The 22,080-nt window shown below is 34.9% G+C and carries 21 protein-coding genes; 1 reads left to right on the forward strand and 20 read right to left on the reverse strand.

The genetic code is table 11. The features are described from left to right. Positions 1-110, reverse strand: a 110-nt coding sequence (locus DFR80_RS15600) for a hypothetical protein (protein ID WP_369862762.1), incomplete at its 3' end; no start/stop codon positions are given. A gap of 185 nt (positions 111-295) precedes the next feature. Here DFR80_RS15600 and DFR80_RS11665 point away from each other — a divergent pair. Further along, positions 296-1,045 (forward strand): DeoR/GlpR family DNA-binding transcription regulator, encoded by a 750-nt coding sequence (locus tag DFR80_RS11665; RefSeq protein WP_114490065.1) that lies wholly within the window; start codon positions 296-298, stop codon positions 1,043-1,045. A gap of 60 nt (positions 1,046-1,105) precedes the next feature. On the opposite strand, the gene DFR80_RS11670 is transcribed toward DFR80_RS11665, so the two are convergent. From DFR80_RS11670 to DFR80_RS11765, 19 genes are all read right to left on the reverse strand, one after another. Next, positions 1,106-1,372 (reverse strand): HPr family phosphocarrier protein, encoded by a 267-nt coding sequence (locus DFR80_RS11670; RefSeq protein WP_076545610.1) that lies wholly within the window; start codon positions 1,370-1,372, stop codon positions 1,106-1,108. Between the two features lie 143 nt (positions 1,373-1,515). Continuing rightward, positions 1,516-2,955 (reverse strand): PTS mannitol transporter subunit IICB, encoded by a 1,440-nt coding sequence (locus DFR80_RS11675; RefSeq protein ID WP_114490066.1) that lies wholly within the window; start codon positions 2,953-2,955, stop codon positions 1,516-1,518. Positions 2,956-3,009: 54 nt separating this feature from the next. Then, entirely contained in the window at positions 3,010-3,450 is a 441-nt protein-coding gene (locus tag DFR80_RS11680; RefSeq protein WP_114490067.1) for a PTS sugar transporter subunit IIA, read from the reverse strand. 37 nt (positions 3,451-3,487) lie between these two features. Next, a complete protein-coding gene (locus DFR80_RS11685) occupies positions 3,488-4,669 on the reverse strand; it encodes a mannitol-1-phosphate 5-dehydrogenase (RefSeq protein WP_114490069.1) in 1,182 nt (393 codons plus the stop codon). Between the two features lie 13 nt (positions 4,670-4,682). Further along, entirely contained in the window at positions 4,683-5,246 is a 564-nt protein-coding gene (hxlB, locus tag DFR80_RS11690; RefSeq protein WP_114490070.1) for a 6-phospho-3-hexuloisomerase, read from the reverse strand. A 1-nt stretch (position 5,247) separates the two neighbouring features. Next, entirely contained in the window at positions 5,248-5,955 is a 708-nt protein-coding gene (locus DFR80_RS11695) for a ribulose-phosphate 3-epimerase (protein WP_114490071.1), read from the reverse strand. Positions 5,956-6,264: 309 nt separating this feature from the next. Then, positions 6,265-8,220, reverse strand: coding sequence for a transketolase (tkt, locus tag DFR80_RS11700; protein ID WP_114490073.1), 1,956 nt, complete (start codon positions 8,218-8,220; stop codon positions 6,265-6,267). Positions 8,221-8,233: 13 nt separating this feature from the next. Beyond that, the gene (locus DFR80_RS11705) at positions 8,234-8,503 is read right to left on the reverse strand and encodes an HPr family phosphocarrier protein (RefSeq protein ID WP_076545617.1); all 270 of its coding nucleotides are present in this window, start codon (positions 8,501-8,503) and stop codon (positions 8,234-8,236) included. A 96-nt stretch (positions 8,504-8,599) separates the two neighbouring features. Next, positions 8,600-10,822, reverse strand: coding sequence for a BglG family transcription antiterminator (locus tag DFR80_RS11710; RefSeq protein ID WP_114490075.1), 2,223 nt, complete (start codon positions 10,820-10,822; stop codon positions 8,600-8,602). 1 nt (position 10,823) lies between these two features. Beyond that, the gene (locus DFR80_RS11715) at positions 10,824-12,101 is read right to left on the reverse strand and encodes a PTS ascorbate transporter subunit IIC (RefSeq protein WP_233493852.1); all 1,278 of its coding nucleotides are present in this window, start codon (positions 12,099-12,101) and stop codon (positions 10,824-10,826) included. A 15-nt stretch (positions 12,102-12,116) separates the two neighbouring features. Then, entirely contained in the window at positions 12,117-12,386 is a 270-nt protein-coding gene (locus DFR80_RS11720) for a PTS sugar transporter subunit IIB (RefSeq protein WP_076545619.1), read from the reverse strand. Positions 12,387-12,457: 71 nt separating this feature from the next. Beyond that, positions 12,458-12,913: a PTS sugar transporter subunit IIA gene (locus DFR80_RS11725; RefSeq protein ID WP_076545620.1), complete on the reverse strand. Its 456-nt coding sequence runs from the start codon at positions 12,911-12,913 to the stop codon at positions 12,458-12,460. 230 nt (positions 12,914-13,143) lie between these two features. Further along, positions 13,144-14,046 (reverse strand): SMP-30/gluconolactonase/LRE family protein, encoded by a 903-nt coding sequence (locus DFR80_RS11730; RefSeq protein WP_199505816.1) that lies wholly within the window; start codon positions 14,044-14,046, stop codon positions 13,144-13,146. A gap of 15 nt (positions 14,047-14,061) precedes the next feature. Then, positions 14,062-15,342, reverse strand: coding sequence for an iron-containing alcohol dehydrogenase (locus DFR80_RS11735; RefSeq protein ID WP_114490076.1), 1,281 nt, complete (start codon positions 15,340-15,342; stop codon positions 14,062-14,064). A gap of 57 nt (positions 15,343-15,399) precedes the next feature. Further along, entirely contained in the window at positions 15,400-16,353 is a 954-nt protein-coding gene (locus DFR80_RS11740; RefSeq protein WP_114490078.1) for a 2-hydroxyacid dehydrogenase, read from the reverse strand. Positions 16,354-16,475: 122 nt separating this feature from the next. After that, positions 16,476-17,243, reverse strand: coding sequence for an ABC transporter permease (locus DFR80_RS11750; RefSeq protein ID WP_114490080.1), 768 nt, complete (start codon positions 17,241-17,243; stop codon positions 16,476-16,478). Continuing rightward, complete coding sequence (locus DFR80_RS11755) at positions 17,233-18,153, reverse strand: ABC transporter ATP-binding protein (protein ID WP_076545625.1); 921 nt, start codon at positions 18,151-18,153, stop codon at positions 17,233-17,235. The genes DFR80_RS11750 and DFR80_RS11755 overlap by 11 nt, the downstream gene beginning before the upstream one ends. A gap of 95 nt (positions 18,154-18,248) precedes the next feature. Further along, complete coding sequence (locus DFR80_RS11760) at positions 18,249-19,616, reverse strand: MATE family efflux transporter (protein ID WP_114490081.1); 1,368 nt, start codon at positions 19,614-19,616, stop codon at positions 18,249-18,251. A 16-nt stretch (positions 19,617-19,632) separates the two neighbouring features. Beyond that, positions 19,633-22,071, reverse strand: a complete 2,439-nt coding sequence (locus tag DFR80_RS11765) for a response regulator (protein ID WP_114490083.1) — start codon at positions 22,069-22,071, stop codon at positions 19,633-19,635. Positions 22,072-22,080 lie beyond the last annotated feature (9 nt).

Here is a 22,080-nt window from a genome sequence, read left to right on the forward strand (position 1 = left end):
AGAGCACCAATATCAGCACAGCCAATTGGCATTCCTGGATGTCCGGAATTTGCCTTTTCTACAATGTCTGCAGATAATCCTCTAACTGTGTTCGCAATTTTTTTTAGCAAATTAATCACTCCTGTTATTTTTTATAAATAAGATAATTATAAACTAATGTTCTTTAGTTTATCCTGTTTTTATGATATAATTAAACAAAATTAAATGGATTGAATCCTCAAAATTAAACATTTTGACTTTATTTATAAATTTATTTTTTATTACATTATAATCAATTTAGAATGGGTTGGTGATTATGTTAAAAGAAGAACGACAACAAAAAATCTTGGAAATTTTAAATGCTGAACAAAAAGTAATTACTAGTGATCTCAGTGAACGTTTATCTGTTTCTGAAGATACTATTCGTCGGGATCTAAAAGAACTCGATAATCAGGGCTTAATTAAAAGAGTCTACAGTGGTGCTCTCAGAAAGGGGCCACCGGTTGTTGATTTTTTTTCAAGACAGAATATCGCCAGTGATATAAAAACTAAATTAGCTCAAAAAGCACTTCGCTTTATCGAAGATGGTCAGGTTTTATTAATAGATGGAAGCACAACTAATCTCCATCTTGTAAATCAACTTCCTCTTTCATTAAAAGCCACAATAATAACAAATAGTCCCCCGATTAGTATGGCTTTGTCTAATCATAAAGATGTTGAGGTAATAATGTTAGGTGGAATTTTATTTAAACAATCAATGATAAATCTTGGCATCCAGACGGTAGAATCTTTAAATACAATGGTAGCTGACTTATATATTATGGGCATCTATAATATTGATGCAGAAATGGGAATCAGTGTTCCAACTTTGTCAGAATGCCTGGTAAAAAGAAAAATGGTTGAAGTTTCAACTGAAAAAATTGGTCTGGTAACTAAAGATAAGTTAGGAACAGTATCCAGTCAGATTATCTGCCCTTCTGAAGAGCTAACTTATATGATAACAGAAGATATTGATTCTGATATTAAAAATTTATATCAGAAAAAAAATATCATTGTTGTTACATAACTAAATAAACTTATATAGTCTCAGTTTTAAGTAATTAAAAACTGAGACTATTATTTATAATCATTCTTCCATTTCAGTTTTAATAAAGGACTCCAGTTTATTGATCGCTTCTTCTTCATCTTCCCCTTCTGCTTTAAGTATAATTTCGGTCCCCTGACTAATTCCCAGACTCATTACCCCCATAATACTCTTGGCATTAACTTCTTTTTCTCCAAACACAATTTCAATTTTTGATTTAAATTTATCAGCCTTTTTAACAAATTGCGAAGCAGGTCTTGCATGTAAACCAGTTTCGTTTGTTATGGTTACCTTTTTTTCAAAAGCCATTTTATTTAATCATCCTTTCTAATCATTTTATTAGTAGTCAATATTATTGGTTTATATCAATTTTCCTAATTTTAAAGTTAAAAGAAAACCCCACTAAAAATGTTTAACTATATTTTTAGCAGGGAGGTCTCAAGACCAATTTGTTATTTTAATTCAGCAAGCAGACTTTCAAGATTAGGATCACCAATAAAGTTCTCTATAGTAACAATTCTCTTCTTCTGATGTGAACGTCTGGCTCTATCTGCCAGATTTTTATGCACAACTATAATATCTGCATCTTCAGGAACATCCTCGATATTATAATGCTCTACTTCAATTCCTTCAATATTATTTTTCTTTAGCTTCTTTCTAAAGGTTGTAGCACCGAGAGCACTACTACCAGCACCCGCGTCACAAGCAAAAGCAATTTTACTAATGTTTTCAGCTGCAATAGTACTGCTTCCACCCCTGGAATTAAGAACTTTTTTACCTTCTTCTTTCATTGATTTTGACTTTTCAGCAGCCTGTTCAAAGCTTTCTTTGTCATCTTCTTCTTTTTCAGCACCAATAGCCTTTAAGGTAAAGGAGGTGATTATAAAGGAAACTACTGTAGCTACCAATACTCCAGCAATAATACCTAAAAAATTACCTTTAGGTGTCAGAGCAAGATAGGCAAAAATAGAGCCTGGACTGGGACCTGCTACCAGGCCAACATTAAATAGTTGGAAGGTTGCGATACCCGACATTGCACCACCAATCATACCGATAATTGTAATCGGATTCATTAAAACATAAGGGAAATATAGCTCGTGAATTCCACCAAAGAAATGAATAATTATAGCACCTGGAGCAGTACGCTTGGAAGTTTTAGAACCAAAAAATGTATAGGCTAACAACAAACCAAGACCCGGGCCAGGATTTGAAGCCACTGTAAAGTAAATTGATTTTCCAACTTCTGCAGCTCTCTGCATACCCAGAGGATAATAAATACCCTGGTCAATCGCATTATTTAGAAACAGAACTTTTGCAGGTTCATTAATCAGAGATAATAATGGCAGCATACCGGTATCAATCAGGACCTGAATACCACCTTTAACTAAATTATTAGCAAATTCAATAGCCGGTCCTGTAAAAAGATAAGATGAGATCATTAATAAGAAACCTAAAATACCCAGAGAGAAGTTATTAACGATCATTTCAAAACCAGCTGGAACTTTTCCATGAATGGCCTTATCAAACTTTTTAATAATCCAGCCACCCAGTGGTCCAACAATCATTGCCCCCAAAAACATCGGGATATCTGCACCTACTATTAAACCAAAGGTACCAACGGCACCCATTACTGCACCTCTTTTACCCCCAACCATTTTACCCCCAGTATAAGCAAGAAGTAAAGGTAGTAAGTAATTAATTGCCGGACCAACTATGTTAGCAAGACTCTCATTGGGGATCCAACCTGTAGGTATAAATAAAGCTGTTAAAATACCCCAGGCGATAAAGGCGCCAATATTAGGTAAAACCATATTTGTTAAAAATCCACCAAATGCCTGAACTTTAGCACGAATACCAGAAGACTGATCTGGAGATGGAGCTATATCTTTCATATTTATCACCTTTCTTAAAATAATTTTTTAATAAATTTTGATAATCTATCAAAATTACTCTTCTACTGTTTTAATAAGCTCTATTAACTCTTTTTCACTTTCAACATTTTTAAACTTAGTCAAAACTTCATCATCAGCTAAAATAGAAGATAAGTCAGCTATTAATTCCAGATGTTCAGAATTATCCTTTGCCGCCAGAACAAAGATTATTTTGACTTCTTTTTCTTCGGGATATTCTACTGCTTTTTCCAGCTTTAAAAAAGACATCCCTGTTTTATTAACACTTTCTTCATCCTTGGCATGAGGCATAGCAATTCCAGGCACTAAAACAATATAGGCACCATACTCATGGACATTATCAATCATTGACTTAATATATTTTTCTTTGATAAAATTCTTGACAAGTAATGGTTCTGCCGCTATTTTGATTGAATCTTCCCAGGATGAAACTTCTCCCATAAATTTAGTATTCCCCTTTAAATATTGACCTAACATTTCTTCACCCCTTTCATTTTTAATATTCAGACAGATATTAAGCCTCGTTTTTAATTAACTCTCCAATTTCTGTATTCTCTAATTTAAGATAATATTTTTCAATTTTATTTATAAGTTCTTCCTCTACAATCCCGGTAAAATGCGGTATTGCCTGTTCTATTCCCTTTTCCTGAATATACTTCTGTAAGCGGACTGCTTCTTCGTCTTCCGAATTATCAAATCGAAAGGCGGCTGCAATTACAATAGTTAACGATTCTAAAGGTAAGTCTAATTCAAATAAATTTCGCAGTGGTTTTACTAAACGCTCATCAGAACCCAATTTCCTGATTGGAGCTCTTCCAACTCTTCGAACATCATCACTAATATTTTCATTTTTAAAGCGACTGATTGTTTTTTCAATATAGGCATCTAATTCCTCAGCTGAAAAATGTGAATCTATCACGATATATTTTTTTACTTCATTTAGGACTGATTTAATAAATTCTCTCATTTTAGGATCTGCCAGAGTGCTCTGAATTGTTTTTTCTCCTGCCCTAAAGCCAACATAAGCAGTTGCAGCATGGGCCATATTAATCATATAAAACTTCCTATTAATATATGCTTCTAAATCATCAACATAAATAACATCTTCTATTGGCGGAAGATCGGTATTCTTCATTTCAGATTTATTAATTACCCACTCATAAACTGGTTCAACCAGAGCAACCTCTTCTCCATTAATTTCTTTTGATAAAGCCAGGCGATCAATAGCTGAATTTGGAAATCCCACATATTTTGATATTTCCTTTATTTCCTCTGCCGAGAGATTCTTTTCAACTTCTTTTTTTAAAGTTGAAGAGGCATTAACAGCATTTTCATTTGCTATTACATCAATCTCTGTTTTATTATTCTCTATTCTTTTCAGCAGTCCTGCAGCTATTAAACCCGCAATTTTCGGTAAATTTTCGATCCCCACTGAAGTCGTAATTAAGTCGGCTTCTGTAATAGAATCAATTACTCTGTCTCTCTGCTTAATGCTGTTTAAAGCTGAGACAGGCGAAATAATTTCTCTGGTTGAATCATCATCAAGTAGCTCAATTTTATAACTATTAGTCTTATTTATGGATTCAATAATATCTTGATTAACATCAACAAAACAAACTTTATAGTCGCTTTTGTTTAACAAATAACCAATAAATCCTCTTCCTATGTTCCCAGCACCAAAATGTAGTGCCTGCATTAGAGTTCCTCCTTTATTCTAAATTAGCATGATACTGCCAGAGACTTTCCATCTCAATATCTCTTTCTCTGACCATCATTAATGCTATTGTATCCCCGAATAATAATAAAGCCTGTTCAAATAAACTGGTCATTGGCTGTACTGATTCTACTCCTTCAACTTCCAAGTTAGCTTCCTTACTGGCGGGTATTCTAACAAAGAAATCCGAAAACTCTGCCATTGGACATTCTGGATTTCTTCCGATATGAAAAACAGTTGCATCATACTGCTTTGCTTTTTCGGCAATTGCCAGGGGAAAGGCAGTTCCTCCACTTCCTGAACCAACAATTAGTAAGTCATTTTCGGTAATTGCCGGTTCTGTTACCTGACCAACTATATAACAATCTACACCTAAGTGTGCCAGCCGCTTTGCAACTGATTTGAGAGAAAGCAGTACTCTCCCTACAGCTACAAAGAAAACTTTATCTGCCTTTTTAATTTCTTCTACTAATTTGTTAGTCTCCTCCGGATCAACTCTTTCCAGAGTTTTTCCAAGTTCTGAAACTATATCTTTTTGCGCTTCGTAATATTCTGACATCTTAGTTGTCCTCCCTCAATTTTAATCCTTTTTCTATTCCTTCTTCCATAATTTTTTTATTTTCAGAAAGACTTCTTTCTGTTCTGAAAAGACTTGTACTTCCTGCTACCAGCATATTTGCTCCAGCTTCAACAAGATCCGGGATTACTTCTAAAGAAACTCGGCCATCCACTTCAATATTAGTATCCAGACCTTTTTTCTGAATCATCTTATATAAATCACTGACTTTCTCTTTCGCATAATCGACCTGAGTCTCATTTTTATCGGCTGCAAAGCCAGGATTCATTAACATTAACATCACTGTATCACACATCGGCAGTACATAATCTAGATCATTAAGTGAGGTAGCTGGATTCAAAGCTATTCCTGCTTTAATTCCATTTTTCTTGATTAATTTTAAATGACGATCAATATGAGTACTGCTTTCATAGTGAAATGTAATCTGCTGCACACCAATGTCGATCATTTCTTTGATGAAAAATTCATTATTGTTTGACATTATATGAACATCAAAATCCATATCTGTAATTTCTCTAAGAGCTCTAATTGTACCTATACCTAAGGGCATACTCGGGCTAAATGCTCCATCTAATACATCAATATGAAGGGTGTCAATTCCTTCACTTTCAATTTTTCTAACACTTTCTTCCAGATTAACTAAATCTGCACACATAATTGACGGGCTAATTGTAACTTTTTCTCTGCTCATTTTTTTCCTCCTTTATTTAATCCATCTTCATTATAAAACAATAATTATGAAAAGTAAAGCACAAACATGCATATTTTTTAACTTTTTATGCATTTTTTATAGTTTTTTTGCGTTTTGTGTGCCAATTCTAACAATTATTCTGAAATATTTTACTTATTTTGCCAGTAAAATATTTTGATATACCTATTTTGAAATATTTATTTTAAAATTATTCGACTAAAATTTTTATAAATAAAAAGCCTGGCAATAAAAATCAATTTGCCAGGCTTTAAATTTAATATTATATTTTTATTTTAATTAATTGCAAAATTATAAACTAGCCTTTATTTTTTTTGCTATTTTTTCTGCTGTCAGGCCAAATTCTGCTGCTATTTGATCTCCATCAGCACTAAATCCAAAATCTTCAACTCCAAAAGCCAGTGCTTTTCCCTGCAGCACTCTGTACCAACCGTTTGGATTACCTGCTTCTATAGCTGCACTTAATTTTACATTCTTAAACAGCTGCTCCAGATATTCCGGCTTATGATATAATTTTTCTTTTTCAGGAGCAGAAATTATTCTAACTTTATAATCCTTTTTTAGAATCTCTTTAATTTTTAGAGCAGTCTCAACTTCACTTCCAGCAGCCATGATAGCAATATCAGGATTAATTTCATCAGATACTATAAAGGCTCCCTTATCAAATTCTTCATTATTAATTTCTTTATTATAGGCTTTTACAGCCTGTCTGGCCATAACCAGAGCAACTGGTCCATCTTTTTCGTTAGCCGCAGATTTCCAGGCCAGTTTAACTTCAGCAGCTGTGGATGGTCTAATGACTCTCAAATTAGGAATCATTCTTAAAGACTCCAGCTGCTCTATAGGTTGATGAGTTGGACCATCCTGTCCAACATGGATTGAATCATGAGTAAATACATAAATAACCGGCAGCCCCATCATTGCTGCCATCCTGATTGAAGGCCGCATATAATCAGAAAAGGTTAAATAAGTTGCAATAACAGGTCTTAAACCCCCATGCAGCATTAAACCTCCAGCTGCTGCAGCCATTGCGTGTTCTCTAACCCCAAATTTGATATTTCTGCCAGCAAAATTTCCTCTTTTAATATCAGCATACTGATCCAGATTTATTCTTGTTGAGGCAGAAAGATCTGCGGTTCCACCAATTAAATAAGGTAGTTTTTCCGCCAGCTTCTGATAATATTCACCTGCATAATTTCTAATTGCTTTTATTTCATTTAAATCAATTTTTAAATCATCGAAATTAATATCCACTTTAAGTTCAATTCCTGATTTAAATTCCTGATAATCTCTGTCAAATTTAATCGCATAATCGCTTTTTATTTCCTGCCATTCAGCAAATCGACTTTTGCAATCAGAAAGATGTGCTTTAAAATAATCATAAACTGCTGTCGGAACTTCAAACTCTTCTGTAGGCAGACCAACTTTTTTCTTCATTTTAATTATTTCTTCTTTTCCCAGAGGAGAAGCATGGGCTGAGCTGTCACCTTCTTTGGCTGCTATTCCTTTTGCAATTACTGTATCTGCAATTATTATAGTTGGCCGCTGCTTCTCTTCTTTAGCCTTCTTAAAAGCTGACTCTAAATCGGAAAAACTGCTGCCGTCTATAGCCGAAATCACCTGCCAGTTAGCAGAAGAAAACCTTTTTTTAATATCGTCTATAAAAGTTATATCGGTTGGACCATCAATTGAAACCTGATTATGATCATAGATGACTATCAGTTTATCAAGCTCCAGACTTCCAGCCAGAGAAGCAGCTTCATAACTAATGCCTTCCATTAAATCACCATCACCGGCAACAACATAAGTATAATGGTCAACTAAATTGTAATTTTTTTTATTATATTTTTTGGCTAAAATTTCTTCAGCCAGTGCCATTCCTACTGCATGAGCAAACCCCTGGCCCAGAGGACCAGTTGTCATTTCAACTCCAGGTGTAACTTTATATTCCGGATGTCCGGGAGTTTTAGATTGAAACCTCCTATACTGCTTTAGATCTTCAAGACTGAGATCATAACCGGCAAGATGAAGCAGTGAATAAAGCCAGATAGACCCATGTCCGGCAGATAAAACCAGCCGATCTCTATTGAACCAATCTGGAGCTTCTGGATTATATTTGATCTCTTTTGCAAATAAATAAGCACCAATTTCTGCACAGCCCAGCGGCATCCCGGCATGACCTGAGCCCGCAGATTCAACCGCATCGGCCGAAAGTGCCCGGACTGTATCAGCAATTTTCTGTAGCATTTATTTCACTCCCTTATTCTTCGGCCATTTGTTCGTGCAGAAAGTTAATCAGTTCTTCCAGCGCTGTTTCAGCATCTTCACCTTCACATTTTATTTTTATTTGATTGCCCTGACTTACTCCCAGACTCAAAACCCCCATAATACTCTTGGCATTAACTTCTTTTTCTCCATAAACAATTTTCACATCCGATTTAAATGTACCTGCTTTCTGAACAAATTTGGAAGCAGGTCTTGCATGCAGACCAGTTGCGTTAGTAATTTCAACATTTCTTTCTGCTTTCATATTAACACTCCTTCTACTTTGTAAAACTATTAATTTTATGGTCTTACAAATAAATAATATTTGCTATCATTAATCTATAAGTTTATCAACCAATCGTTATCTGGCAAAATCTTTTTCAAGCAGCTCATAAACTTCTGCTTCTGACTTAGCCGCTGTTATCCTGTTTCTTAATTCTTGGTTATTTGCAAATTCCATAATATCCGTCAGTGCTGGCATATGACCTTTTTTATCAATAGGTGCCAGCACAAAAACAAATTTTATTGGATCAAATTGATGACCAAGTTTAATTCCATTTTTAATAACCAGCAGACTAATTGCTGGCTGCCTGACACCATCTTCAATCCCTGCATGAGCAAGACAGATCTCCGGTGCAATTGCAATATATGGACCTTTATCCTCAACAATTTCGATCATTCTTTTAACATATCTGGCTTCAATAAAACCTTTATCCAAAAGCAGCTGGCCGGCTTTTTTTATCGCCTCTTTCCAGTCAATTGCCTGATCTATAATTTTAATTTGATCTCTTTTTAACAATTTTAGGAGATCATGTTTCTGGTTTTCAATTTGATAATTAACTGCTTTCCGATTTTTTTCTGCAGCAAAATAATTTTTTATTTTCTCTAAAGCTGCAGGAATCTGATTCTGATTCAGAAATGGGCGCAGTAAATCAATTATTTCTTCAGGTTTTAGATTATAATTTTTTGCCAGCAGAGACTTATAATCATTAGAGAATCTATCCTGACTTGCTTCTAGTTTGTCTTCAGTAAAAATGCCATATTCCATTTTTCTCTGCTGGAGATAGGATTTAATTTTATCAATATCATTTTCCTCCAGAAAAGGATTGACCTCAATTACATCCTTGGCCTCCAGACTTAAGGGAATAGTAGAGATCACAAAATCTATTTCTTTCAGGATATCGCTATTCTCTAAATCAAGACTTGAGAGACTTTCAATTATTTCAATTGCCTTAAACTCATTTTTTAGACGAACCTCTAAAAGATTGGTAGTTCCTACCCCACTTGAGCAGACAATTGCAACCTTTGCTTTTTTCTTTTCCTGATAGTTTATTCTCTCCAGGGCCGCCCCAAAGTGAATGGTAAGATAACCGACTTCATCTTCACTAATTTCTACATAAAACTCACTCTGAATTAACCTTGCTGCCAGTCTTGAGGCCTGAAACACCTCTTTATATTTTTCTTTAATATCTTCTAGAAGAGGATTCTGGATTGGCAGATCAAAAATAATACGATTTACAATCGCCTGCAGATGAACAAGCAGTCCTGAATATAACTTCTGATCCCCAGCCAGACTGGTAGAAAAATATTTTTCTACAACTCTAATCATTTCTTTGACCAGATATTTAAGCTCATTTTCTTTTAGTTCAGTGTTAACTTTTCCTTCTCGCATTTTTGCTCCCAGAAGATGAATTGTTATAAACCCGATCTCATCTTCAGGAATTTCTACTGGAAATTTGCCTTCCAGTAAATTTGCTATTTTTGCAGCAATTTCAAATTCCTTTTTCTTTTTTATAATTTGTAATCTTTCAGCACCAATTTTAATATCCTGTTCTGCCAGAAGTCTTGAGATTGCAAAAGCTATGTGAACAATCAGCCCGGTAAAAGCACTATCAGTAAAGCGGATGCCAAGATCATTTTCTGCTGCTTTTACAACAGCTTCGATTTCCCCCAAATTTAGCTCACCTAAAAGATTTTTTATTTCTTCATTATAACCGTGCTCCAGGCGACTTTTAAAATTCACCTTTTTATTACTTTTATTTAAAAGCTCAATCATATTACCTGTTTCATAACTTTCATTAAGCAGACTTTTCATGGCATGCCTGATATCAATTTCCGCTCCTTCAATTTGGACTCCATAATTTCTGCGTCTGATCAAAGCCAGACCTCTTTTAGTCAGCCATTCTTCCACCTGATCTAAATCTTTGCTAACTGTTGCAGAACTAACATCTAAAAGATCTGCCAGCTCAAAAATTAAGATTGGTTCCTTTTTCTGAAAAAGTCTGTATAAAATTAAATATTTTCTCATCTTAGCCGAACGAAAATGACGGCTATTATAAAATTCATTGAATTCTGCAAAAACTTTAAACTGTTCTTCCGCTTCGCCCTCTAAGAGTACACCAAAATTAGGTTTTTTAATCAGCTTTAACTCGTATTTTTGAATCAAGTCTTCAATCTCATTCAGGTCATAGCGAATTGTTCTACTGCTTACATCCAGAATTTCAGAAAGAACCTGTATAGATACAGGCTCTTTCTGATCAACCAGATATTTATATAACTCAAATAACCTTGTACTCTTTTTCATTTTAAGCGAACAGCTTCGCTATATAACCAATTATTATACCAACTACTCCGAAATCTGCATCACCAAAGGTTGTATTTGCAAAACCCAGTGATCCAAGAACTGGTAGCAAGAGAGCTGGTAAGAATGAGATTAAGATACCATTAACAAAAGCCCCCAGCATTGCTCCTTTTTTACCACCTGTGGCATTACCAAATACTCCGGCGGTTGCTCCAGTAAAGAAGTGGGGAACCATACCAGGAATAATTAAGGCAAGCCCTATTGGACCAAGTAAGAACATGCTGATAAGCCCACCTAAAAAGCTGAATAAAAAACCAATAATTACTGCATTTGGTGCATAGGTAAAGGTAATCGGGCAGTCCAGTGCAGGTTTTGCATCTGGAACTAACTTTTCGCCAATACCCTGGAAGGCCGGAACAATCTCACCAATAATCATTCGTACACCAGTTAGGATAATGTGTACACCTGCAGAAAAAGTAATACCCTGCATCAGTGAGAACATAAATATACTCTGACCATTTGAATATTGAGAGTAAATGTCACGGCCAGCAATTAAGGAAACTATAAAGAAAATAATTATCATAGTCAGCATTGTAGAAAGAACTGATTCTTTTAAGAAGCTTAAAGTTTTAGGAACTTCAATATCTTCAGTACTATCTTCCGGATCTCCAACTAAGTTACCAACCAGACCGGCTGCAACATAACCTGTGGTTCCAAAGTGTCCAAGTGCGACATCAGTACCTCCAGTTATTTTTTTCATAAATGGTTCTGCCAGAGCCGGGAAGAGAACCATTACAAAACCTAAAATCACAGCTCCAGCAACTATTAATGGTACTCCTGTTAAACCTGCAGTACTTAAAACAGCTGATAATAAAGCTGCCATAAAGAAAATATGATGACCGGTCAAAAACACATATTTTAATGGAGTAAATCTGGCAAAAAGAAGATTGGCTATAAAACCAAATGCCATTATTAAAGCTGTTTGAGTACCAAGCGTCTGCTGTGCAAGAGCAACTATTGCCTCATTGGTTGGAATTACTCCCTGAATATTAAATGCATCCTGGATCATTGGTCCTAAATTATTTAGACTTCCGATTAAAACATTGGCACCTGCACCCAGAATTACAAATCCTAAAATACTCTTTAAGGTTCCTGACATTATTTTAGAAAATGGTTTTTTTAGCAATATTAGTCCTAAAAATGCCATTAAACCAACTAAAGTTGCAGGTTGATTTAAAACCTCGTAAACTAAAAAATTAACAAAAGACATTAAAAAATCCATACACTATTCCCCTCCTTAAAGTTTTTTATAAGCAGCTAATACTTTTTCTCTAATCTCGTTTTTATCTGTCATATTTTTGACACTGATTACTTCTGCTGGATGTTCAATTTTTTCTCCAATTTCTTCACTGGCAAAAATATAGTCTGCCTGTTCCCCCTGAATTGAAGATAAATCCTTAACCTCGACTGACCCTTCAATACCTTCCTGTTCCATAATTTTTTCTATATTCATTTTTAAAACAAGACTGCTACCCAAACCCATTCCACATACTGCTAAAACTCTCATGCTTTTCTCCTCCTATTTTCTTTTTGATTGTTTTATAAAATTTAAGAATTTTAAAATTATTTTAAATAAAATTATTGCTGTGCCAGAATATCTTCAATATAGGTTAAGATTTCCTCCGCACTTCCCTTTTCAGCTATGTTATCAACTGCTGAATCTTCCATTAAAACTACGGATAGTTCTGAAATTGTTTTAACGTGTTTTTCATTATCCACTGTACCAAAAGCAAAAGCAATTTTTACAGGATCATTATTTTCATTCCCAAATTCAACTGGCTCTGCAAGTGTAATTAAACTGAGACAATTTTCTTTAACACCATCCTCCGGTCTGGCATGTAAAAGTGCAATCCCTTTTCCGATTACCACATAGGGGCCATTATCAATTATTGACTGTTTCATTGCTTCAATATATTTTTTTTCAATTTGACCAGCTTCCAGTAATAGCTTTCCAGTTTCATCAACTACTTCTTTCCAGTCGGCTGCTTTTACATTTACTGCAATGTTTTTCTTTTTCAAAAGATCTAAAATCAAATCTTTTCACCTCCTGATTTAATTCTTTTCTTTAACTTCTGTTTATATTATACTCCCAGGATCCCTGAGATGGCAAGAGTTAATAAACTAGTTCTTTTTCTAACCATTGTGGCAAAGCACTTTATTTATTAAAAAAAAAGACACCCTGTTGCCGGATTTTAACCGAATTTAAGGTGTCTTTAAATCTAATTATTTAACTATTTAGTATTAAACTTTGAGATATTTTAGCTTTAATTTTTATTTTTTATTTTAAAACGATCAGCTCTTAAACCCTTTACTCCGGCCTGATACTTAAAAATTCCACCCGCCAGCGGCTGCTCTCTCTTTTCCTGCTCGCTAAGTCCAACACTGGCTGTAGTGATATATAATTCATCTAAATTTCTACCGCCAAAGCTGCAGGAAGTAACATTTGAGACCGGTAAATCAACTCTGTCTATTTTTTCTCCAGTTTCCGGATCCCACCTTGAAACTTGAGCTCCCCCAAAGTGAGCGATCCAGAGCTTACCCTGATTATCAATTGTCATTCCATCAGGCACTCCTTTTCCTTCAGCAACTTTAATTATTTCCCTTTTATTTGAAATTTCACCAGTCTCTAAATTATAATCAAAGGCAACAACTTTTTTGGTCGGAGAATCTATATAATACATTGTCCTATTATCCAGGCTCCAGGCCAGACCATTAGAAATTTTTATGTCTTTAGCTTTCTCTTCTAAGGTTAAATTCTGATTCAAGCAGTATAAGGAGCCGATAGGTTTATCTTCTTCTAAATCCATCGTCCCTACCCAGAAGCGTCCATCTGGATCACATTTTCCATCATTAAATCTGGTCTCTTCAGTATTTGATTCTGGATTAACTAAAAACTGCTTTTCCAAAGTTTCCAAATCAATTATGTAAAGACCATCTTCCAGAGCTGTCAGCAATTCCCCTGGCTCAGTGGTAGGAATAAGAGCACCTATCATCTTATCCAGCTGAATAATTTTATTTTTAGCAGCTGCAGGATCATAGATATTTATTGTCTTTTTTAAAATATCTATCCAATATAATAACTGTTTATCCTGATCCCAGAAAGGGCCTTCTGCAATTTGAGCTCCAGCATCTAAAACTAAATCAAGTTTATCAGTAATTTTTTTCATTAAACTCACCTTTTATTATTCCATATTTTTGATTAAAGATAAATCACCAGTTTTCGCAGCTTCCAGTATTGGAGCCATATATTCATCTACCATTGAGGCATCAAGTGGGATCGGCATATTTTTTAATTTCATCTCCAGCTGGGGATCTTTAGCAGCTTTTAAGGCTCTTTCGATATGTCGATCAGTAAACCCATCTAATTCCGAAAGTTTTGTCGGGAAATTAATATCTCTGGCAAAATTAATCATTCCTGCCGCTACTGCCTCTCCCAATTCTCTCCCCTTGAGATTATCAATTTCTCTTTTTAAATATCCATTTCTTTTAAAGATATCTCCAATAACCTGTAACTGAGATTCTATAGCTGGAGCAAAAAAGACTGTATAATAGATATTCATTATTCCACAGGCCCGACCATGACTGCTGACATCAACAAGGGAAAAACTTGTTAGGTGACCGCCGTTAGTCCCACCAACCATAATCGAATAAGCACCTAAATCTGTAGCCAGTCCAAGTGCTTCCCTGGCTTTAGTATCTTTTAAGTCACTTATTAATTTTGGCGTATTTTCAACTATCAATTCTACTGCTGTTGAGGCAATATCTTTTTCTAAATCATAATGATCCTGATCAATACCATAAAAAACTTCCAGACAGTGGGCCAGACCATCAAAAGCACCATCAACTGTGACATCTAAAGGCATCGTCTCACTTATTTGATAATCAAAAATAGATTTATGAGGTATAATCGCATCATCAACAATTAATTTCTTCTGGCCGCTAACCAGATCAGTCACATTAGAATATTTAGTCAGATGGGCACCGGAGCTGGAAGCAGTCTGCACAGCAATAGTTGGTATTAGATGATTTTTGCTGTGTTTTAAGGCCTCAGTTACCATTCCGGTCCCAAAATAAGTATCGATCTCCGGACTGTAGTGTCCGAGAGAGGCCAGTACATTGGCTGCTTTAAGAGCATCAATGGTGCTGCCACCACCAACAACTATTATACTATCGGGCTCAAAAATATTAATATATCCTGCCAGTCGATAAACATCCTCTCGAGGTGCATTTGGATCTGCTCCGCGAAAAACTCTATTTCCTGCCAGCTTTAATTTATTCTGTTTAAGTGATTTTTTAATTGGCCTTACCGCTGAATCAAGATAAGTATCGTTGGAAATTAATAACACACTTTTACCATAATCTTTAGCATAATCACCAATTTCATTTAGAATGCCTATTCCTAAAGCATAATTATCTCCTCTAAATTCAGATAATAATTTTCTGGCTTTATCTTTTAAACTCATAAATTATCATCACCTCTTTAAAAATTATTTATTTCAATTTTAGCTGACTTAGTTTTTCTAACTTACCACATTCTGAGGCTCTTCTTTAAGCCAGGCTTCAATATTATTAAAGACAATTTCCGCCCGCTTAATGAAGGCTTCTTCGGTCGCAAAAGCTGTATGAGGAGTTAAAATAGTATTTTTAGCATTTAAAAGTGGGTGATCTGATGGAATTGGAGGCTCCATCTCAAAAACATCAATACCTGCTCCAGCAATCTTTTCTTTATTTAAAGCTTCAGCCAGCGCTTCACTGTTTACAACCGGACCGCGGGCTGTGTTAATCAAAATTGCATCCTTTTTCATTAGTCCAATCTCGTCTGCACTTATTAAATCTACAGTTGAATCTTTAAGTGGTACATGGAGACTTATAATATCACTCTTCTGCATCAGCTCAGAAATCGGTAGATATTCCACTCCCAGCTCCTCACCCAGCTGATGTTTTTTATGGTCATCAACCAGAATATTACAGCCGAAGGCAGCGGCAATCCGGGCAGTTTTCTGGCCAATTGAACCAAAACCAATTATACCAAAATTTTTGCCTGCCAGTTCATTACCAATTAGCCCGGCTCTTGTTTTACCAGCCCTCACAGCCTGATCGGAATCCTTAATCTTGCGCATTAAATCAATGGTCAGTCCAAAGGCAAGTTCTGCTACCGCCTGATTGGCATAACCGGAAGAATTGGAAACTAAAATATCATTTTCCCTGCAGGCATCCATTGCTATGTGATCAAAACCGGTAAAAGCAACTGAAATCATCTTTAAATTTTCTGCAGCCCTGATAACCTCTGACGGTAAGGGCTGATTGGCAATAATTAAAATATCCGCATTTTTAATTCTTTTAATCATTTCCTGATCATCTTCTGCCCGCGTGGAATAAGCAATTAGCTCATGTCCCTCAGCTTCCATTCTCTGCCTGCACTCTTCAATCTTCATCATTGAAATATTAATTGGCTCTATCATTACAATCTTCATTTTTTGCCTCCCAAATTTAATTTAAGCACCCTTTTCTTCTTTTATTTTCTCATAGGCCTCATTGATTTTTTTGAATTCCTGTTCAGCAAAATCAACAAATTCTTCCGGCAGTTCTTTAGCAGTTAACTTTTAACCTTATATCCTATTTTGAAGAGATAGGTAACTATAACAAGTAAAAATACCGCCAGACTGGAAATGACCAGCGCTGAAAAGTAAGGAGACATATCCGATTGTCCGATAAAAGCAAAGCGAACTGCATCCACCATATAAAATACCGGATTAAATAGAGAAACTTCACTCCAGATTCCAGGCAGACCCTTGACTGAATAAAAAACTCCACTTAAAAAAGTCAGGGGGGTGATAAAGAAATTAGAAAAAATCGAAACATGATCAAACTTTTCCGCCCAGAGGCCAGCAATAATCCCAAAGAGGGAAAATATCGAAGAAACTAAAATAGCAAAAAATAGAGCTAAAAACGGATGTGCAATTGCTCCTCCGTAAAAATAAATTGAAACTAGATAAGTTACAGTAGCAACCAGCAAACCTCTAACCATTCCCCCAATCATAAAACCCAGACTCAATTCAATATAGGAAAATGGGGCCAGCAGAAAATCAATGATAATCCCATTATATTTAGCTCCAATTAAGGAAGAAGATGTATTGGCAAATGAATTCTGAATTAAGCTCATCATAATTAAACCCGGAACAATAAAACTAATATAGGGAACTCCATATCCTGCAACTTCCCGATTCTGAAAAGAATAGGAAAAGATTATTAAATAAAGACCGGTGGAAATTAAAGGGGCAAAGATAGTCTGAATAGCGACTTTGGTAAATCTAGCAACCTCTCTTCTAACCAAACTTAAAAAGGTAATAGAATTAATTGTCATCACCTCCTAAGCTGGTAAGCTTAATAAAGACATCTTCTAATTTAGCACTTTCAATATTCATATCAACAATATCTAAATTTAACCTATTTATTTTTTTCAGAATCTTATCTAAATCCTGTTTGGCAGTTTCAATTTCAATCTCTCTTTTATCCTTATTTAAATCAAAATTAATTTCCTGCAGTTCATCTTCCAATCCCTGGACTGAATCAGCAAATTGAATTTTGATCAGCTTTTTATCAATGGAGTTAATCAGATTCTCTTTTGTGTCAACCTTAACTATTTTTCCCTTGTTCATAATAGCAATTCGATCACATAAGGCCTCCGCTTCTTCCAAATAATGAGTCGTTAAAATAATTGTTTTGCCCTGATTATTAAGATTAATTACATATTCCCAGAGGCTATTGCGCAGCTCAACATCCACTCCCGCCGTTGGCTCATCTAAAACAATAATCTCCGGATCATGAACAAGAGCTTTGGCAATCAAAAGCCTCCGCTTCATTCCACCTGATAGCTGCCGCGGACCAATCTCTGCTTTATCTGATAAACTTAAAGCATTGAGCAGTTCATCTATTTTTTGATCATTATCTTTAATGCCAAAATAACCAGAATGAATCTCTAAAGTTTCTCGCACAGTAAAATAGGGATCAAAGGTTATCTCCTGGGGAACAATTCCCAGAGATTTTTTAGTTTCCCTGTAATTTTTAATAATATCCTTACCTAAAACTGTCACATTACCCGAATCTTTTTTTACCAGCCCTCCCAGAATTCCAATCAGAGTACTTTTACCGGCCCCATTGGGACCCAAAAGCCCAAAAAATTCACCCTTTTTAATATCTAAATTCACATCATCTAAAGCCTGTAATTCTCCATATGTCTTATTAATATCTCTAATTTTAATTGCAGTCGTCACAAAATCCCCTCCATAAATATCTCTCAATCTATCTGAATAAACCATATTTGTTTACTAATTTAATACTTTCAATTACAGACAACAGTCTATAATAATTACAAAGTTTCTCTCATTTCGGCTACTGACTTTTTAATAACATAACTCAGCCAGATTGCAAGAATCACAAACGAAATTGATTCAGCCATCGGAAAAGCAAACCAGGTGGCATCAAGGCCGGATAACTCTCCCAGAATATACATCCCGGGGACTAAGAGAATTGCCTGTCTTAAAAATGTAATAGCAAAACTGGGCATTCCTTTACCAACAGCCTGAAATGTAGCGACTCCAATAATATTTAAAACCATAAAGAAATAGGAAAGACTAACCTTCTGTAAAGCTTCAACTCCTATATTTAAAAGTTTTGGGTCACTGTTAAATAATTTAATGATCGCTGTTGGAAAAAGTTGAAAAACAATAAAACCTAAAGTACCAAAGGCAAGAGCAGTTGAACTTCCAATTAAAATTGTCTTTTTCATTCTCTCCGGATTATTATGTCCATAATTATATCCTACCAGCGGCAGATATCCCTGGGTCAGACCAAAAACCATCATTAAAAAGAAAGACTGCATTCTAAAAATCAAACCCATTACTGCAATGGCGGTCGAATTAAAGGCACCAAGAATTAAATTAATAAATACAATTGAAACACTAAACAGAAGTCTATTAGCCATTGCCGGAATACCTACATTATAGATTTCTTTAATAATCTGAAAATCGAATTCAAAATCTTCCAGTCTTAAAGTCAGCTCATTCTTATCACTAAATAAGACAGAAATAATAAAGATTCCACCTATAATCCGAGAAAAAACTGTTGCATAGGCAGCACCAGCTACCCCCAGCTGTGGAAAAGGACCAAGTCCAAAAATTAAAAAAGGATCAATAATCATATTCAAAACTGCTCCAATAATCATTGTCAGCATTGGTAAAAATGTGTTTCCCTCTCCCCGCAGAATATAATTAAAAGTAGCGGGTATAAAAATTGCAATTGAGCCAGTTAAAATAATATTTATATACTGATAACCAAGATCAATCAAAACTGAATTATCAGTAAACAATCTTATAATATTTTCAGAAAAGAAAATACCAATTAAACCACCCAGAATTCCATAAATAATAGCGATAAAAAAGACATGTTCCGCTACATTATTCGCCCTGCATTTTTCTCCTCTACCTAAAAGTCTTGATATTAAAGAACTTGTTCCCACACCGGTACCTACCCCAATTGCAATTAAAAACATCTGGACCGGAAAAGAAATAGATAAAGCCGAAAGAGCATCTGTGCTGAGGCGGCCCACATAAATACTGTCAACAATATTATACATTGCCTGAATAATCATTCCAATTATTGCAGGTACCGATAATTTAAAAAGCAACTTTAAGATTGGTTCATTACCCATCCGAGCAGATTTTGATTTTAATGCCATACTAACCCTCCATTATTCAATCAAGATATTCATTTATCATTTTATAAAGTTTTTCCTTTTTTATTGGTTTAGTTAAATGACCGTCAAAACCAGCCTGAAGAGCTTTTTCTTTATCAGAATCCAGTGCATAAGCCGTTAGCGCAATTATTTTATTTCTGTTAATTTTATCTGCTTTTTCCAGTTCTCTAATTCTTCTAATTGCCTGGTAGCCATCCAATTTAGGCATCTGAATGTCCATCAGCACAAGATCATAATTATTTTTTTCAATTTTTTCTACACCTTCAAGCCCATTTACCGCCATTTCAACCTTATAATCTGATTTACTTAAATAAGCCCTAATTAACATTCTATTATCTGCATTATCTTCTACTATTAGTAATTTCTTTTCTTTATCCCCTAAATCAGAGGCTGCAGTTGTTTTTTTATCTAACTCTAGGGCCCCTTGATCTAATTTTTTATTCTTTTTACTTGCTTTATTCCTGCTTTTCCCAATTTCATCAGTTAACCTGTTTAATAAAGAAAAAAGCTCCTTTTTTCTGATTGGTTTCATAATATAATCATCAATATATTCTTTTTGAGCCTCAATATATTTATTTTCAAAATCAGATGAAGTAATAACTATTTTAATGTTATTTAATTCATATTTTTCTTTAATCTCACGGGCAGTTTCTAATCCAGTTTTTTGAGGCATAAAATTATCCATCAAAATTATCTTAAAAGGATTATTACTGCTAATACTTTTTTTCAGAGCAGATAGAGCTTCCTCTCCACTACCTGCAGTCTCAACTATTGCTCCCTTGTCAGAGAGCATTTCTTCCAGTATAAATAAATTAGTTGGATTATCATCTACAGCCAAAATACTTATGCTATCAAAATTAATATTTTTCTTTTTCTCAAATTTAACTGTGGTTTTTTCAGCTACCTTAAATGGTATTGAAAAATAAAAAGTACTGCCCAGACCTGGTTGACTTTTTACCCAGATTTTACCTCCCATAAGTTCTACTAACTGTTTAGAAATAGTCAGACCTAAACCAGTTCCCCCATATTTTCGGGTACTGGACGAATCTGCCTGAGTAAAATGATTGAATATTGTTTCCTGCTTTTCTTCTTCAATACCAATGCCGGTATCTTTTACCATGAAAGTAATCATCTTTTTACTTTCAGATTTAAAATTAGATTCTATTCTTAAATCTAAAAAGATTTCTCCTTGCTCAGTAAATTTCACCGCATTACCCAGCAGGTTAATTAATATCTGTCTCAGCCTTTCTGGATCGCCTATCACACATTGAGGAACCTCAGAAGAAATTCTTAAAGGCATCTCAAGCCCTTTTTTATAAGCTCTAACCGCTATCATCTCTGCAATACTTTCCACAGTTTCAATCAGATTAAATTTCTTCTTTTCTAATTCTATCTTTCCCGCCTCAATTTTTGATAGATTAAGAATATCATTTATTAAATTTAAAAGACTTTCCCCTGCCTTCTGAAAAATATCAACATATTTTTGCTGCTGTTTACTCAAATCAGTTTCTAAAAGCAATTCTGCCATTCCAATAATAGAATTCATCGGAGTCCTTATTTCATGACTCATTGTAGCCAGAAATTCAGATTTAGCTCTGGAAGCTTCCCAGGCTTTATCTCTCGCCTGCTCTAATTCAATATTTTTTATTTTAAGTTCCTTCGAATATTCTTCCAAACCTTTTAAGGCCTTAACTTTTTCAGTAATATCATAATTTACCCCAATAACTTTCTTACCACTGTCATAAATTGATTTACCAAAAGCTTTGATATGTTTTATCTTACCGGAATCTGTTTTGATTCTAAACTCATCTTCAAAAATATTCTCCTTATCCAGGGCGCGATTAAATTTAGCGACTACTCTTTCTTTATCTTCGGGGTGAAGATGTTTAACCCAGGCCTGGAAAGTTTTATTTTCTTCAGAAGTTAATTCATAAATCTTATTCATCTGCTGATCCCAGAGCAAAAAATTGTCTTTTAAATCTAATTTCCAGACACCTATTCCAGCAGCCTCTGTAGCCAGCTTATAGCACTGACTTAGCTCTCTATTTTCCATTTCTAACTTCTTTCTTTCAGTTATATTTCTGGCACTACCAACAATATGAGTAACTTTTCCTTCGTTTATAACAGGACTCAATTGGGTAGCCCAGGTTTTTTTGCCAGAGGGTAGATCTAAAACTTCTTCATAACTTATGGTTTCTTTTTTCTCCAGACATTCCCGATAATGTGACTCTACAATTTCTCCAATCTCCGGGCCAACTGCTTCTACTGGTGTTTTACCGGCAACATCTTCGGTTTTTAAACCTGTTAAATTCTCATGAGCTGGATTTAATTTCAAAAATCGAAGATCCTGATTTTCATCCACTTCCATTATAAAAAGTGCATCCTGAGTATTATTAAATAATATTTGATATCCCTGCTCAAAATTAAGCTCTACCACTATATCCCC

This window comes from Halanaerobium sp. ST460_2HS_T2 (genome assembly GCF_003337665.1).
GTDB lineage: Bacteria > Bacillota > Halanaerobiia > Halanaerobiales > Halanaerobiaceae > Halanaerobium > Halanaerobium kushneri.

Coding starts and splice junctions, on each gene's coding strand:
- DFR80_RS11705 (WP_076545617.1), bottom strand. CDS start 8,503: ATGAAAGCAGAAAGAAATGTTGAAATTACTAACGCAACTGGTCTGCAT.
- DFR80_RS11665 (WP_114490065.1), top strand. CDS start 296: ATGTTAAAAGAAGAACGACAACAAAAAATCTTGGAAATTTTAAATGCT.
- tkt (WP_114490073.1), bottom strand. CDS start 8,220: ATGCTACAGAAAATTGCTGATACAGTCCGGGCACTTTCGGCCGATGCG.
- hxlB (WP_114490070.1), bottom strand. CDS start 5,246: ATGTCAGAATATTACGAAGCGCAAAAAGATATAGTTTCAGAACTTGGA.
- DFR80_RS11740 (WP_114490078.1), bottom strand. CDS start 16,353: ATGAAGATTGTAATGATAGAGCCAATTAATATTTCAATGATGAAGATT.
- DFR80_RS11735 (WP_114490076.1), bottom strand. CDS start 15,342: ATGAGTTTAAAAGATAAAGCCAGAAAATTATTATCTGAATTTAGAGGA.
- DFR80_RS11750 (WP_114490080.1), bottom strand. CDS start 17,243: ATGACAATTAATTCTATTACCTTTTTAAGTTTGGTTAGAAGAGAGGTT.
- DFR80_RS11710 (WP_114490075.1), bottom strand. CDS start 10,822: ATGAAAAAGAGTACAAGGTTATTTGAGTTATATAAATATCTGGTTGAT.
- DFR80_RS11720 (WP_076545619.1), bottom strand. CDS start 12,386: ATGAGAGTTTTAGCAGTATGTGGAATGGGTTTGGGTAGCAGTCTTGTT.
- DFR80_RS11680 (WP_114490067.1), bottom strand. CDS start 3,450: ATGTTAGGTCAATATTTAAAGGGGAATACTAAATTTATGGGAGAAGTT.
- DFR80_RS11685 (WP_114490069.1), bottom strand. CDS start 4,669: ATGCAGGCACTACATTTTGGTGCTGGGAACATAGGAAGAGGATTTATT.
- DFR80_RS11715 (WP_233493852.1), bottom strand. CDS start 12,101: ATGGATTTTTTAATGTCTTTTGTTAATTTTTTAGTTTACGAGGTTTTA.
- DFR80_RS11760 (WP_114490081.1), bottom strand. CDS start 19,616: ATGGCATTAAAATCAAAATCTGCTCGGATGGGTAATGAACCAATCTTA.
- DFR80_RS11675 (WP_114490066.1), bottom strand. CDS start 2,955: ATGAAAGATATAGCTCCATCTCCAGATCAGTCTTCTGGTATTCGTGCT.
- DFR80_RS11670 (WP_076545610.1), bottom strand. CDS start 1,372: ATGGCTTTTGAAAAAAAGGTAACCATAACAAACGAAACTGGTTTACAT.
- DFR80_RS11695 (WP_114490071.1), bottom strand. CDS start 5,955: ATGAGCAGAGAAAAAGTTACAATTAGCCCGTCAATTATGTGTGCAGAT.
- DFR80_RS11730 (WP_199505816.1), bottom strand. CDS start 14,046: ATGAAAAAAATTACTGATAAACTTGATTTAGTTTTAGATGCTGGAGCT.